The sequence below is a fragment of the Terrisporobacter mayombei genome (assembly GCF_020748465.1).
GTDB classification, from domain to species: Bacteria; Bacillota; Clostridia; order Peptostreptococcales; family Peptostreptococcaceae; genus Terrisporobacter; species Terrisporobacter mayombei.
The window spans coordinates 1-445 of sequence record NZ_JAHZMP010000260.1; the positions used below are offsets into that span (position 1 = coordinate 1).

Below are 445 nucleotides of genomic sequence, written 5' to 3' on the forward strand. Positions count from 1 at the left end.
CTTTCTTGTAAGTCCATTGAATTTTAATTTTTCAAGTTTTGTAGATATTTTATTTTGTTTTTTAGAGTCAAGGACATTTGAATATATAGATTAAAACCAACTTTTTTCTATTTCATTATATCCGCATGTACTTATACTATAAAATAATATATCTAGTATTAATTTGTAGTCTAAGTTAAGTTTTTTACTAGTTTCTCTCCAAAGTTCTGCCAATGGATAATTATCTAGAGTATCATTAGAAACTTTATATTTAATAGGAGTCAAATTATAAGTAGAATAGCCTAAAAGTACTTTGTCTACATTACCTGACCATCTTTCAACTTCATATTCATAATCTGCATTTTCAGTAATAAGCTCATCAAATTTTTCATAAACTTTTATTATTTTATTTATATCTGTATCGAGAATTTTTTTTGCTTCTTTTTTTGTTGCTACAGAAACAGAA

The 445-nt window shown here is 24.3% G+C and carries 1 protein-coding gene; it reads right to left on the minus strand.

Features of this window, described 5'->3' with window-relative positions; translation table 11 throughout:
- Positions 1-90: 90 nt before the first annotated feature.
- A partial coding sequence (locus K0039_RS21460) for a DUF5724 domain-containing protein (protein ID WP_228106910.1) occupies positions 91-445 on the minus strand: 355 nt, incomplete at its 5' end.